This window comes from Sphingomonas sp. CL5.1 (genome assembly GCF_013344685.1).
Taxonomy (GTDB): Bacteria; Pseudomonadota; Alphaproteobacteria; order Sphingomonadales; family Sphingomonadaceae; genus Sphingomonas.
Genome location: NZ_CP050137.1, coordinates 1,077,073 through 1,089,873 on the forward strand (window position 1 = coordinate 1,077,073; position 12,801 = coordinate 1,089,873).

At 71.1% G+C, this 12,801-nt stretch carries 16 protein-coding genes and 1 tRNA gene; 9 read left to right on the forward strand and 8 right to left on the reverse strand.

Annotated elements, in window-relative coordinates:
• Window positions 1-70 precede the first annotated feature (70 nt).
• A tRNA-Gln gene (locus F9288_RS05465) sits at window positions 71-144 on the forward strand.
• 62 nt (window positions 145-206) lie between these two features.
• Here the strand turns inward: F9288_RS05465 and F9288_RS05470 are convergent.
• Together F9288_RS05470 and F9288_RS05475 are read right to left on the reverse strand one after the other, a co-directional pair.
• Window positions 207-722 carry a hypothetical protein gene (locus F9288_RS05470; protein WP_174835705.1) on the reverse strand — a complete coding sequence of 172 codons (516 nt, stop codon included), beginning with the start codon at window positions 720-722 and terminating at the stop codon, window positions 207-209.
• Between the two features lie 110 nt (window positions 723-832).
• Window positions 833-1,522, reverse strand: a complete 690-nt coding sequence (locus F9288_RS05475; RefSeq protein WP_174835706.1) for a helix-turn-helix transcriptional regulator — start codon at window positions 1,520-1,522, stop codon at window positions 833-835.
• 101 nt (window positions 1,523-1,623) lie between these two features.
• Between F9288_RS05475 and F9288_RS05480 the strand changes: the two genes are divergently transcribed.
• The 3 genes from F9288_RS05480 to F9288_RS05490 are packed head-to-tail and all read left to right on the forward strand — an operon-like array spanning window position 1,624 to window position 3,624.
• Entirely contained in the window at window positions 1,624-1,932 is a 309-nt protein-coding gene (locus F9288_RS05480) for an NIPSNAP family protein (RefSeq protein WP_174835707.1), read from the forward strand.
• Window positions 1,933-1,966: 34 nt separating this feature from the next.
• Entirely contained in the window at window positions 1,967-2,716 is a 750-nt protein-coding gene (locus tag F9288_RS05485) for an isocitrate lyase/phosphoenolpyruvate mutase family protein (protein WP_174835708.1), read from the forward strand.
• A 17-nt stretch (window positions 2,717-2,733) separates the two neighbouring features.
• Entirely contained in the window at window positions 2,734-3,624 is an 891-nt protein-coding gene (locus F9288_RS05490; protein ID WP_174838882.1) for a formylglycine-generating enzyme family protein, read from the forward strand.
• Here F9288_RS05490 and F9288_RS05495 read toward each other — a convergent pair.
• The 6 genes from F9288_RS05495 to F9288_RS05515 all read right to left on the reverse strand — a co-directional run bounded on the left by F9288_RS05495 (window position 3,621) and on the right by F9288_RS05515 (window position 8,170).
• Window positions 3,621-4,868 (reverse strand): adenosylmethionine--8-amino-7-oxononanoate transaminase, encoded by a 1,248-nt coding sequence (locus tag F9288_RS05495; RefSeq protein WP_174835709.1) that lies wholly within the window; start codon window positions 4,866-4,868, stop codon window positions 3,621-3,623. The two genes, F9288_RS05490 and F9288_RS05495, sit on opposite strands and share 4 nt — an antisense overlap.
• Window positions 4,865-5,494 carry a dethiobiotin synthase gene (gene bioD / locus F9288_RS05500; protein WP_174835710.1) on the reverse strand — a complete coding sequence of 210 codons (630 nt, stop codon included), beginning with the start codon at window positions 5,492-5,494 and terminating at the stop codon, window positions 4,865-4,867. Before bioD ends, F9288_RS05495 begins: the two co-directional genes overlap by 4 nt.
• Entirely contained in the window at window positions 5,491-6,615 is a 1,125-nt protein-coding gene (locus tag F9288_RS05505; protein WP_174835711.1) for an 8-amino-7-oxononanoate synthase, read from the reverse strand. The genes bioD and F9288_RS05505 overlap by 4 nt, the downstream gene beginning before the upstream one ends.
• A 46-nt stretch (window positions 6,616-6,661) precedes the next feature.
• Entirely contained in the window at window positions 6,662-6,796 is a 135-nt protein-coding gene (locus F9288_RS22300; protein WP_302675318.1) for a hypothetical protein, read from the reverse strand.
• 69 nt (window positions 6,797-6,865) lie between these two features.
• Window positions 6,866-7,357 carry a methylated-DNA--[protein]-cysteine S-methyltransferase gene (locus F9288_RS05510; protein ID WP_174835712.1) on the reverse strand — a complete coding sequence of 164 codons (492 nt, stop codon included), beginning with the start codon at window positions 7,355-7,357 and terminating at the stop codon, window positions 6,866-6,868.
• A gap of 216 nt (window positions 7,358-7,573) precedes the next feature.
• A complete protein-coding gene (locus F9288_RS05515; RefSeq protein ID WP_174835713.1) occupies window positions 7,574-8,170 on the reverse strand; it encodes a TlpA disulfide reductase family protein in 597 nt (198 codons plus the stop codon).
• Window positions 8,171-8,186: 16 nt separating this feature from the next.
• Between F9288_RS05515 and argH the strand changes: the two genes are divergently transcribed.
• The 5 genes from argH to F9288_RS05540 are packed head-to-tail and all read left to right on the forward strand — an operon-like array spanning window position 8,187 to window position 12,739.
• Window positions 8,187-9,548, forward strand: coding sequence for an argininosuccinate lyase (gene argH / locus F9288_RS05520; RefSeq protein ID WP_174838884.1), 1,362 nt, complete (start codon window positions 8,187-8,189; stop codon window positions 9,546-9,548).
• A gap of 2 nt (window positions 9,549-9,550) precedes the next feature.
• Window positions 9,551-9,787 carry a hypothetical protein gene (locus F9288_RS05525; RefSeq protein ID WP_174835714.1) on the forward strand — a complete coding sequence of 79 codons (237 nt, stop codon included), beginning with the start codon at window positions 9,551-9,553 and terminating at the stop codon, window positions 9,785-9,787.
• 2 nt (window positions 9,788-9,789) lie between these two features.
• Window positions 9,790-11,046, forward strand: a complete 1,257-nt coding sequence (lysA, locus tag F9288_RS05530) for a diaminopimelate decarboxylase (RefSeq protein ID WP_174835715.1) — start codon at window positions 9,790-9,792, stop codon at window positions 11,044-11,046.
• A gap of 2 nt (window positions 11,047-11,048) precedes the next feature.
• A complete protein-coding gene (locus tag F9288_RS05535; RefSeq protein WP_174838886.1) occupies window positions 11,049-11,792 on the forward strand; it encodes a bifunctional precorrin-2 dehydrogenase/sirohydrochlorin ferrochelatase in 744 nt (247 codons plus the stop codon).
• Window positions 11,789-12,739, forward strand: coding sequence for a CorA family divalent cation transporter (locus F9288_RS05540; protein ID WP_174835716.1), 951 nt, complete (start codon window positions 11,789-11,791; stop codon window positions 12,737-12,739). Before F9288_RS05535 ends, F9288_RS05540 begins: the two co-directional genes overlap by 4 nt.
• The last annotated feature ends 62 nt before the right edge of the window (window positions 12,740-12,801 follow it).

Here is a 12,801-nt window from a genome sequence, read left to right on the forward strand (position 1 = left end):
GCGCGGCGTCCGGTTCCTCCTCCAAGCCCCTTGACCCTAGGATTTCCGCCGACTAGACGCGCGCCTTCGTTGCCCCGTCGTCTAACGGCAAGACTACGGACTCTGACTCCGTCAATCGTGGTTCGAATCCACGCGGGGCATCCAGCTTCCTTTCCGCCGATCTTGCAGTTGAGCGGCCCTTCCCGACCGGCCGCCGCGATCGGCGATCATAGCACCCGCCAGGCCGCCAGCCCCAGCGCGGCGAGCAGGACGACAGCCGCCACCGCGAGGATGATTCCCCATCTCGCGCGTTCGCCGCTCTCCACCGTGTCCTCGAGCAGCAGCGGCGCGGGTTCGTTCGCCTCGTCGCGCGGGGCGGCGATGGCGATCGCTTCATGGTCGCTCGGCCAGTCGCCGCCGGTCAGGACATGCTTCTCGGCCGCGATCGCCGCTTTCTGGCGCCCGATGAAGCCGGATAGCTGCGCATCCCCCGTGGGAAGGGATGACGTCGCGGCCAGCGTCGCGGTGAGCCCTTCCATCTCCGCGTCCATGTCGAGCAGCGTATCGAGCGCCTGCATCGCGGTGCGGCGACTCGACTGGTGGAGCGCGAGCTGGAAGCGGAGCATCGTGAGCTGGCTCGCCCGCGCGAGCTGCAATCCGGCGCGCAGCGTCTCCATGCTCGCGGTGCCGGCGGGATCGCGCAGTTCGTGGCTTGAGCGGATGGTGGCGGTCGGATTGGTCACGCTATCTGTCCCCGGCTTACAACGCCCTTGGGCAATAGAATCCGCGCCCCGGCGATTGTGAACCGCAATCTGTCCATCCGTGGGAAGATCGCGCCGGATCGGTCGCTTCGTCAGCCGATCCCGAAATGCCGGCGCAGCGCGAGCGCGCCGGCCGGCGTCACCGCGACGGCGCGCGTGCCGGGCAGCGGGCGTATCCAGCGACGGTCGAACATCAGCCGGTAGAGCGCGCGGCCGACCGCGCCGGCCAGATGCGGCCGGCGCTCGCTCCAGTCGATGCACGGGCGGCATAGCGGGCGTCGGCGCGCCGGCTCGATCGTCAGGCCGAGCCGTTCGAGGAAGTCGCTCCCCGCCGGGGTGATCGCGGCGGCATCGGCGCTCAGGTCGAGATAATCCGCCTCGACGAGGAAGTCGGCGATCCGCACCGCCACCTCGCCCGCGAGGTGATCGTAGCATTTGCGGGCGCGCCGCATCGCATGGTCGGCGGGGCCTGACCGGACGGGGCGGCAGCGCCGCGCGGCGTCGACGACGCCGGCAACGCCCATCATGCCCTCGATCATCCCCGCGACGGCGGGCGAGGCGAGCCTGAAATAGCGATGCCGCCCCTGCGCCGCGACCGCGACCAGCCCGCCGTCGACCAGCCGCGTGAGATGGCCGCTCGCAGTCGCCGGGGCGATGCCGACGGCGCGGGCGAGTTCGCCGGCAGTCAGCGCGCGGCCGTCCATCAGCGCCACCAGCATCGCGGTGCGCGACGGCTCGCCGATCAGCGCCCCGGTCTGCGAAAGGGAAGCGATGCTGCTCATCGGCGCGATCATAGCGCATCGGGCGCGCGGATGCTTCGGCCGCGATCGAAGCATCGCCGCGGGCGGCGCGATAGGATGGCGCGGCAAGGAGGTTCCCCGCCATGATAACCTGCGTCATCCGCTACGAGATCGACCCGTACAAATTGCGCGCGTTCGAGGAATATGCGCGCAACTGGGGGAAGGTGATCCCGCGCTGCGGCGCCGACCTGATCGGCTATTTCGCGCCGCACGAGGGCACGGCGACGACCGCCTACGGCATCTATTCGATCGCCGACCTCGCTGCCTATGAGGCATATCGCGCGCGGCTCAGGGCCGATCCGCTCGGCCGCGAGAATTTCGCCCTGAGCGCGCGCGAACGGTTCATCCGGCGCGAGGAGCGGCAATTCTTCACGCTGGCCTCGGCGGGGTGATCGGCGGTAGGCTGCCCGACACAGGAGCACGGACATGCCGACGACCGCCGAGAAGCGCGCCACCTTCCGCAAGCTGCACGAGGAAGGCTTCTTCATCATCCCCAACGCGTGGGACGCGGGCAGCGCCGCGCGGCTCGCCGCGCTCGGCTTCCGGGCGATCGCCTCGACCAGCGCGGGCGCGGCATGGGCCGCCGGCAAGGGCGACGGCGAACTCGGCCGCGACGCGGTGCTCGCGCATCTCAGGATGCTGGTCGATGCGACCGATCTGCCGGTCAACGCCGATTTCGAGAATGGCTTCGCGGACGATCCGGCGGCGGTGGGCGTCAACGTCGCGCTGGCGGTGGAGACCGGCGTCGCGGGCCTGTCGATCGAGGATTGGTCGGGCAGCGCGATGTATGACCGCGACCTTGCCGTGGAGCGGATCGCGGCGGCACGCGCGGCGATCGACCGGGTCGATCCGACCGTCATGCTGATCGGCCGCAACGAGAATTTCCGCGCGCCCGGCATGTCCGCGAGCGAGAGCATCGCCCGCGCCGTGGCCTATGCCGGGGCGGGCGCCGATTGCCTGTTCGTGCCCTTCATGCTCGATCATGGCGTGGTGGCCGAGCTGGTCGCGGCGGTCGCGCCGAAGCCGGTCAACGTGGTGGTGCATGACTATGACGCGGGCATCGGCGCGCTGGCGCGGCTCGGCGTCCGGCGGTGCAGCGTGGGCGGCAGCCTGGCCAAGCGCGCCTGGACGGCGTTCGACGAGGCTGCCGCGACGCTGAAGGCGTGCGAGCCCTGATGGCCGGCCGCGACAATATGCGCCGGCTGGACGGCGGACGCTTCGTCATGGGTTCCGACCGTCACTATCCCGAGGAAGCGCCCGCGCGCGCCGTGCGGGTCGATCCGTTCCGGATCGACGAAACGCCGGTCACCAATGCGCAATTCGCGCGTTTCGTCGCGGAAACAGGCCATGTCACGCTCGCCGAGCACGCCCCCGATCCGCGCGACTATCCCGGCATGGACCCGGCGATGGCGCGGGCGGGGTCGCTGGTGTTCCAGCGCACCGCGCACCCGGTCGATACCGGCGATCCGGGCCAGTGGTGGGACTTCCGCTTCGGCGCGGACTGGCGGCATCCGCTCGGGCCGGAAAGCTCGATCGACGGGCTGGAGGACCATCCGGTCGTCCATGTCGCCTACGGCGATGCGCAGGCCTATGCCGACTGGGCGGGCAAGGCGCTGCCGACCGAGGCGGAGTGGGAATATGCCGCGCGCGGCGGGCTGGACGGCGCGGATTATGCCTGGGGCGACGAACTGGCGCCGGAAGGCAGGATGATGGCGAATTACTGGCAGGGCCTGTTCCCGTTCGCCAACCAGTTGCTCGACGGCTATGAGCGCACCTCGCCGGTGCGGGCCTTTCCCCCCAACGGTCATGGCCTGTGGGACATGATCGGCAACGTCTGGGAGTGGACCGCCGACTGGTATGCCGCGCGCTCGCGGAAGAAGGGCAAGCCGGGCTGCTGCGGCGAGCGCGAGAGCTACGATCCCGACACGCCGGACATCCGGATCGCGCGAAAGGTGCTGAAAGGCGGATCGCATCTGTGCGCGGCGAATTACTGCCAGCGCTATCGCCCCGCCGCGCGCCACCCGCAGACGGTGGATTCGTCCACCAGCCACATCGGCTTCCGCTGCGTCGTGCGCGGGATCTAGTCCAGCGCCTCGCCGATCGCGGCGTAGATCCGGTCGAGATCGGCGTCGTCGATGCAATAAGGCGGCATGACGTACACCGTGTTGCCCATCGGCCGCAGCAGCAGGTCGCGCTCGCGGAAATGCCGCAGCAGGCGCGGGCCGAGCTGCGAGAGATAGCCGCCGCCTTGCGGGTCCGTGATGTCGATCGCGGTGACGGTGCCGATCGCGCGCGGGTTGGCGACGCCGGGGCGGCCGGCGAGCCCGGCGAGCCGCCGCGCCTGCCGCGCGGAGAGGTCGGCGATGCGCGCCGCCACCGGCTCGTCGCGCCAGATCGCGAGATTGGCGTTGGCGGCGGCGCAGGCGATCGGGTTGGCGGTGTAGCTCGACGAATGGAAGAACATCCGCGCGCGATCCCGCGAGAAATGCGCCTCGAAGATCGCCTCGGTCGCCATCGTCACCGCGAGCGGGATCGCTCCGCCGGTCAACCCTTTGGAAAGACAGAGGATATCCGGCACCACGCCGGCCTGCTCGCACGCCAGCAACGTGCCGGTGCGGCCCCAGCCGGTCATCACCTCGTCGGCGATGAACAGCACGCCGTGCCGCGCGCAGATCGCGCGCATCTCGGCCAGCACCCATGCCGGATAGATCAGCATCCCGCCCGCGCCGAGCAGCAGCGGCTCGACGATCAGCGCGGCGGGCGCCTCGCGGCACGCCGCCTCCAGCGCGTCGAGCGTCGCCTGCTCCGCGCCGGCCCGCGGGAAGGGCAGGGTGCCGACGTCGAACAGCAGCGGCGCATAGGCCGCATTATACACCCCGCGCTCGCCGACCGACATCGTCCCGATCGTGTCGCCGTGATAGCTGTGCTGCATCACCAGGATGCGATGGCGCGGCGCGCCGCGATTGGCCCAGAAGCCGAGCGCCATCTTGAGTGCGACCTCCACGCTGGTCGAGCCGGAATCCGAATAGAAGACGCGGGTCAGTTCGCGCGGCATGATCGCGGTGAGGCCGCGCGCCAGCGCCTCGGCCGGCTCGTGCGTCCAGCCGGCGAAGATGATCTGGTCGAGCTTTCCGGTCTGCTCGGCGATCGCCGCCATGATGCGCGGGTGGCGATGGCCGTGCGTCGTCACCCACCAGGAGGAGATGCCGTCGATGATCCGCCGGCCGTCGGCGGTGTATAGCGCCGCGCCCTCGCCACGCACGACGAGCGGGATCGGCTCGCCGAGGCCGTGCTGGGTGAAGGGGTGCCAGATCGGCGAATCGGTCATCGGAAGTCGCCCGTATCGAAATGGTCGGCGAAGGCGCGCGCGAGCGTGTCGCGGTCGAGCGGGTCGAGACGCGGCAGGCGGCCGAGCCGCTTCACCGCGCCGAGCCGGGCGATCGTCGCCTCGCTGTCCGGCTGCGCCTCGCCGACGAAGGCGAGGCCGAGGATCGGGACGCCGCGCCGGCGCAGCGCCTCGATCGACAGCAGGCTGTGGTTGATCGTGCCGAGGCCGGTGCGCGCGACCAGCACCACCGGCGCCGCCCAGCGCGCGAACATGTCGGCGAACAGCAGGTCCGGCGCGATCGGCACCATGACGCCGCCCGCCCCCTCGACCACCAGGGGCGCGGCGACATCGGGCAGAGCGAGCCGCGCGGGATCGATCGTCACCCCGTCGATCTCCGCCGCGCGGTGCGGCGAGCAGGGGGTGGCGAGGCGATAGGCTTCGGGAAGGATGTTCGCCGCCGGGACGCCGGCCAGTTCGGCCACGCGCTCGCGGTCGCCGTGCGGGTCGACGCCGGCCTGCACCGGCTTCCAGTAATGCGCGCCCAGGGCGCCGGTCAGAGCGGCGGAGAAGATCGTCTTGCCGACATCGGTGTCGGTGCCGGTGACGACGATACGCGGGTGGCTCATCGCCGCAATCTCCCGATGGTTTCGGCGAGCGCGGCGATCTGCGCCTCGCCGACGTTGAGCGTGATCGAGATGCGCAGCCGCGCGGTGCCGGCCGGGACGGTGGGGGGGCGGATGCCGCGCACGTCGAACCCGGCCGCCTGCATCCCGGCGGCGAGTGCCATCGCCGGGGCGTCCTCGCCGATCAGCAGCGGCAGGATCTGCGAGCCGGTCGGCGTCACGCCATGAGGCGCGAGCGCGGTTTCGGCCGCCGCGACCAGCGCCGCCAGCCGGTCGCGCCGTTCCGGCTCGTCCGCGAGGATATGCAGCGCCTCGCGCACCGCGCTCGCCATCAGCGGCGAGGGCGCGGTGGAGAAGATGAAGCCGCGCCCGCGATTGACGAGGAAATCGCGCACGACGCGCGGGCCGCACAGCAACGCCCCCTCGCACCCCATCGCCTTGCCGCAAGTACGCAGCGTGACGACGTTATCGCGCCCCTCGAGCTCCGCCGCGAGGCCGCGCCCGCGTTCGCCGAACACGCCGGTCGCATGCGCCTCGTCGATCAGCAGCATCGCCTCGCGCCGCTCCGCCACCGCGAGCAGGTCGGCGAGCGGCGCGCGGTCGCCATCCATGCTGTAGAGGCTCTCGACCGCGATCCACGGCCGTCCCGTGCCGCCGTCGCGGCGCCAGCGCGCGATCGCGGCGTCGAACGCATCGGCGTCGTTATGCGCCGCGCTCACCGCCGCCGCGCGCCCGAGCCGCATCCCTTCGTGCGCGCTGGCGTGGACCAGCGCGTCATGCACCACGAGGTCGCCGCGCTGCGGCAGCGTCGAGAGCAGGGCGGCGTTGGCGGTGAAGCCGCTGGAGAAGAACAAGGCCGATTCGCTGCCGAAGAAGGCCGCCGCTTCCGCCTCCAGCGCCTCATGCTCGGCATCGTTGCCGCGCAGCAGCCGCGATCCGCCCGAGCCGACCGCGACGCCGCGCGCCAGCGCCGCCGCGACCGCCGCCCTGAGACGCGGCGAATCGGCCAGCCCGAGATAGTCGTTCGAGGAGAAGTCCAATCCGGCGCGCGGTTGCAGGTGGCGCAGCCGCGCGCGGGCCGCGAGATCGCCGAGGTCGCGCTGCTGGGCGGTCAACAAGCTCATGCGCGCCGCTATAGCGGATCGCGCGGGCAGCGCGAGCGCCGATGCGTCAGCGGGGCGGGCGGCTACGGCGGCCCCAGATGCGCTCATGCTCGCGCCGGCGGTGGCGGACGAACAACGCCCCCGCCGTCACCAGCGCGATCATGAACAGGATGAGCAAGGCATAACCGATTTCGACGCGCATCGCACGAAACCTGTCTCCAAGAGGGTGATTCGGCCGCTCAACGATCGTGCCGGCAAACGGCTCCCGAGATTATTTCGCGTCGCGCTCCAGCGCGAGCAGCGTCTCCTTCGCCGCCAGCCCGCCGGCGAAGCCGGTGAGCGCGCCGCTCGCGCCGACGACGCGGTGGCATGGCGCGACGATCGAGATCGGGTTGCGCCCGTTGGCCGCGCCGACCGCGCGCGCCGCGCCGGGCCGCCCGAGCGACCGCGCGATCGCGCCGTAGCTCGACGTCTCGCCGAACGGAATGGCGAGCAACGCGGACCACACCGCGCGCTGGAATTCGGTGCCGCGAAAGCGCAGCGGCAGATCGAAGGCGCGGCGGCGACCGGCGAAATATTCGTCGAGCTGCCGCCCGGCCTCGGCCAGCACGGGGTGATCGGGCGCGGCGACGGTGGCGGGCAGCGGGACGCGCGCCGGATCGTCCTTCTCCCACAGGATCGCGACGAGCGAATCGTCGTCGGCGACCAGGGTGAGCGCGCCGACCGGGGAAGCGACGGTGGCGGATGACAGCGGCTGGATCATGGCGATCTCCTTTGCCCCGTCACTGCCCGAATCGCGCGCGGCGCGCTTCCCGGCGCTTGCGGTCAATGTCCGGAAATGCGCCGCGGGCGCATTTCGCGGTACCAGCCCGCTCCCCCGCCCCGCCTCCCATCAAGGATATACTGAGTGGGAGGCGGGGCGGGGGAGCGGGCTGGCGCCGCCCTGAAATTCGCGAAAGAGCGCATTTCCAGACAAGGCTCAAAGCGCCTCGTCGATCAGCTTGCGCGTCGCGGGGGCGGTCCAGTCCATCGCGCCGGAGACGCGCCACACCTCGCGCCCGTCGGCGTCGAACAGGATCGTCGTCGGCAGGTTGACGCGATAGCCGAGGCTCAACTGCATCTCGGGATCGGTATAGGGCTTCAGGCTGTGCAGCCGGCGCGCGGCGACGAAGGGCGCGACCTTCTCCGGCTGCATGTCCTGGCTGACCGCCACCACCTTCACCCGGTCGCCGAGTTGCGCCGCCAGCGTGTCGAGGCTCGGCAGCTCCTTGACGCACGGCGCGCACCATGTTGCCCACAGGTTGAGCAGCACCGGCTTGCCGTGGAAGCTCGCCAGCGTGACCGATTCGCCGCCGGGGGCGTGGAACGACGCGCCGATCGCCTTCGCGCCATGTTGCGCGCGGTCGATCTTGCCGCTTTCGCCTTGCGCGGGCGGGGGCGCGGCGACCATTTCGTCGGGCGCAATCGCATTGTCGGCCGCTGCGGTCGCTTGCCCGGCGGCGGCCCTTTGCCTATCGCAGCCGCCGGCCGTGAGGGCCAGCCCGAGGAGAAAGACGATCGCCGGACGCGAAGCCATGAGCGGTTCCAATCAGATGTGGGGCGGGCGGTTCGCCGAAGGCCCCGCCGCGGTGATGCGTGAGATTAACGCCTCTATCCCGTTCGACAAGCGGATGTGGCGGCAGGACATCGCCGCCTCGAAAGCGCATGTCGCGATGCTGGCGAAACAGGGCGTGGTGAGCGCGGCCGACGCGGCGGCGATCAGCGCCGGGCTGGACGATGTGGCGGCGGACTATGCCGAAAACGGCGTGCCCGATGACCTGACGCTCGAGGACATCCACATGCTCACCGAGGCGCGACTCGCCGAGGCGATCGGGCCGGTCGCGGGGCGGCTGCATACCGCGCGCAGCCGCAACGACCAGGTGGCGACCGATTTCCGCCTGTGGGTGCGCGACGCGATCGACCAGACGCTCGACGCGCTGGCGGCGCTCGACGCGGCGCTGCTGGCGCGGGCGGAGAGCCACGCCGGCGATGTGATGCCGGGCTTCACCCACCTGCAATCCGCGCAGCCGGTGACGCTGGGCCATCACCTGATGGCCTATCACGAGATGATCGCGCGCGACGCCTCGCGCTTCCGCGACGCGCGGGCGCGGATGAACCTGTGCCCGCTCGGCTCGGCGGCGCTGGCCGGCACCGGCTTCGCGCTCGACCGGCAGGCGACGGCGACGGCGCTCGGCTTCGACGGGCCGACGCGCAACTCGCTCGACGCGGTGTCCGACCGCGATTTCGCGATCGAATATCTCACCTGCGCCGCGCAATGCTCACTCCATCTGTCGCGGCTGGCGGAAGAGTTCGTGCTGTGGGCGTCGCAGCCGTTCGGCTTCGTCAGCCTTTCGGACCAATGGTCCACCGGCAGCTCGATCATGCCGCAGAAGCGCAACCCCGACGCCGCCGAGCTGGTGCGCGGCCATGCCGGGCGCATCTCCGGTTGCCTCGTCAGCCTGATGGTGACGATGAAGGGCCTGCCGCTCGCCTATTCGAAGGACATGCAGGACGACAAGCCGCCGGTCTTCGAGTGCCACGACCTCTTGGGCCTCAGCATCGCGGCGACGACCGGGATGATCGAAAGCGCCACCTTCCGCACCGACCGGATGCGCGCGCTGGCCGAGAGCGGCTATGCCACCGCCACCGACCTTGCCGACTGGCTGGTGCGCGAGGCGAACGTGCCGTTCCGCGAGGCGCACCACATCACCGGCCGCGCGGTGGCGCGGGCGGAGGCGCTGGGCGTGACGCTCGACAAGGTGCCGCTCGCCGACCTCAAGGCGATCGACGCGCGGATCGACGATCGCGTCTATTCGGTGCTGTCGGTCGACGCCTCGGTCGCCAGCCGTACGAGCTTCGGCGGCACCGCGCCGGACAATGTGCGCGCCGCGATCCGCGCCGCGCGGGGAGAATGACGATGAAACGCCTGGCCGTGCTCGGCTCGCTCCTGCTGCTCGCCGCCTGCGGCCGGGCGCATATGTTGCAGCCGGCGAAGGGCGACAGCCTGCCGCCCGCGCCCTATGGCGCGGACAGCGAGCCGACCGGCAACCAGCTCATCACCCCGTCCGTCCAGGCGCGCCCGGCGCGTGGCGACGAATTGCTCACCAACTCTCAGGATCGCCGGTCGGACCAGTTCGACCTGCCGCCAAGGTAAAAATGGACCATTTCACGCTGATCGATGGCGCGCTGCATTGCGAGGGCGTGCCGCTGGAACGGATCGCCCGCGAGGTGGGGACGCCGGTCTATGTCTATTCCGCCGCGACGCTGCGCCGCCATGCGCAGGTGTTCCGCGAGGGGCTGGAATCCGCCGGGCGGGTGCATCTCGCTTATGCCATCAAGGCCAATCCCAATATCGGCGTGCTGCGTGTGCTGGCCGACGAGGGCTATGGCGCGGACGTGGTGTCGGGCGGCGAATTGTCGCGCGCGCTGGCGGCGGGGATGCCGGCGGCGGACGTGGTGTTCTCCGGCGTCGGCAAGACCGATCGCGAGCTGGTGAAGGGGCTGGAGGCCGGGATCGGCCAGTTCAACCTCGAGCTGGAGGAAGAGGGCGTGGTGCTGGCCGCGCTCGCCCACGCGCGCGGGCTGACCGCCCCGGCGGTGCTGCGCGTCAATCCCGACGTGGACGCGGGCACGCACGCCAAGATCTCCACCGGCAAGAAGGAGAACAAATTCGGCGTGCCGATCGATCGCGCGCCGGCGATCTTCGACCGGCTAGCGCCGCTGGAGGGGCTGAACCTGCGCGGCGTGGCGATCCATATCGGCAGCCAGCTCTTCGACCTCGCCCCGCTGGAGGCGGCCTATCGCCGTGTCGGCGAGCTGGTCGCGGAGCTGCGCGCGCGGGGGCACACGATCACGCATGTCGATCTCGGCGGCGGGCTGGGCGTGCCGTACAGGACGCATGACGAGCCGCCCTCGCCGGCCGATTACGGCGCGATGGTGGCGCGCGCGACCGAAGGCTGGGACGTCGAGCTGATGTTCGAGCCGGGCCGCGTCATCGCGGGCAATGCCGGCGTGCTGCTGACAGAGGTGATCTGGGTCAAGCCGGGCGTCGTGAACCCCTATGTGATCGTCGACGCGGCGATGAACGACCTCGCGCGCCCGGCGATGTACGACGCGTGGCACGATTTCTCCGCCGTGCGCCCGAGCGGCGAGACGATGACGGCCAATATCGCCGGCCCGGTATGCGAGACGGGCGACACCTTCGCGATGGCGCGCGAGATCGACCGGGTGAAGCGCGGCGACCTCGGCATCTTCCGCACCGCCGGCGCCTATGGCGCGACGATGGCCTCGACCTATAACAGCCGCGCGCTGGTGCCGGAGGTGCTGGTGGACGGCGACCGCTATACGGTGGTGGCGGACCGGATCGCCGCCGAGACGATCCTCGCCGCCGAGCGGGTGCCGGACTGGCTGTGACGCTGCCGGCGCTCCCCCTGTTCGTCCGGCTGCACAAGCGGCCGGTGATCCTGATCGGGGCGGGCGAGGCGGCGGAAGCGAAACGGCGGCTGCTGGAGCGCGCGGGCGCGGTAGTCGTCGCGGAGAGCGAGGCGGCGGCGCTGGCGATCGTCGTGGATGACGATGCCGCCGTCGCCCGGCTCAGGGCGCGCGGGGTGCTGGTCAACGCGGTCGATCGGCCGGAATTGTGCGACTTCACCCTGCCGGCGATCGTCGATCGCTCGCCGGTGATCGTCGCGATCGGCACCGGCGGCGCGTCGGCTGGGCTGGCGGCGGCGCTGCGGCAGCGGCTGGAGGCGATGCTGCCGGCGCGGCTCGGGCGGCTCGCGGATGCGCTCCACGCCGCGCGCGGCGCGTGGCGCGCGCGTTACCCCGGCGCGGGCGAGCGGCGGCGCGCGATCGGCGCGGCGCTGGCGGCGGGCGGCGCGCTCGATCCGCTGCTGGACCATGGCGACGCGCCCGATGCGGGGCCATCGCAAGCCGGTGGCGTGGCGGGGATCGTCAGGCTCAGGCTACGTTCCGCCGATCCCGACGACCTCACGCTGCGCGAGGCGCGGGCGCTCGCCAATGCCGATCGCGTCACGCATCGCCCCGGCGCGCCGCGCGCGATCCTCGATCGCGCCCGCGCCGACGCCGCGCGGATCGAATGCGCCGCCCCGCCGTTGGACGCGGCACCAGGCTTGACCGTGGACGTGGAGATGCTGTGAGCGGATTCGGCTATCGCATCGATGGGGGCAAGGCGCGCCGCATCACGGTGAAGGAGGCGCTGGACGGCCCGGCCGGCATGGTCTGGGTCCATCTCTCGGTCAATAACGACGAGGCCAAGGCGTGGCTGCGCGACGTGGCCAAGCTGCCCGAATATCTGGTCGAGGCGCTGACGGCGCAGGAAACGCGCCCGCGCTGCGACGATTACGAGACCGGCGCCTATCTCAACCTGCGCGGGCGGACCGACGAGGACCTCGACGCGGACCTGCTCGCCTCGGTGCGGATCTGGGCGACCAGGGGGCGCGTGATTTCGGTGACGCGCAAGCATCTCATCGCCACCGACATGGTGGAGAAACAGGTACAGGACGGGACGGTGGACGATCCCGGCGACGTCATCGCCGCCTTCGCCACGGCGATCACCAACGACCTCGATCCCGTCGTGGCGGAGCTGGGCGACCAGATCGACGATTGCGAGCAGGAGCTGGACAGCGACCGCGTCTATGAGCTGCGCCGCCGCGTCACGCACGTCCGCATCGCCTCGATCGGCTACCGCCGCTTCCTCAACCCGCAGCGCGCCGCGCTGGAGAAGCTGGCGCAGCTTCCCGGCGACTGGCTGGCGACCGACGACCGCGCGCATGTCGCCGCCGCCGCCGACCGCGCGGCGCGCATGGCGGAGGAACTGGAGGCGATCCGCGAACGCTCCAGCCTGATCCACGAGACGTTGACCGACCTGCGCGCCGAGCTGATCGACACGCGCAGCCTGATCATCGCGATCGCCGCGATGGTGTTCCTGCCGCTGACCTTCATCACCGGGCTGTACGGGATGAACGTCGCGGGCCTGCCTTATGCGCAAAAACCGTGGGCATTCGACGCGATCATGGCGATCTGCGCGGCGATCTCGCTCGGCACGGTGGTCTATTTCATGCGGCGGCACTGGTTCAGGCGATAAGTAAACAGCCGGAAAACCGCTCTTTTCCACTGGACGCGGCCCCGGTCGCGCCGATAGCCTCC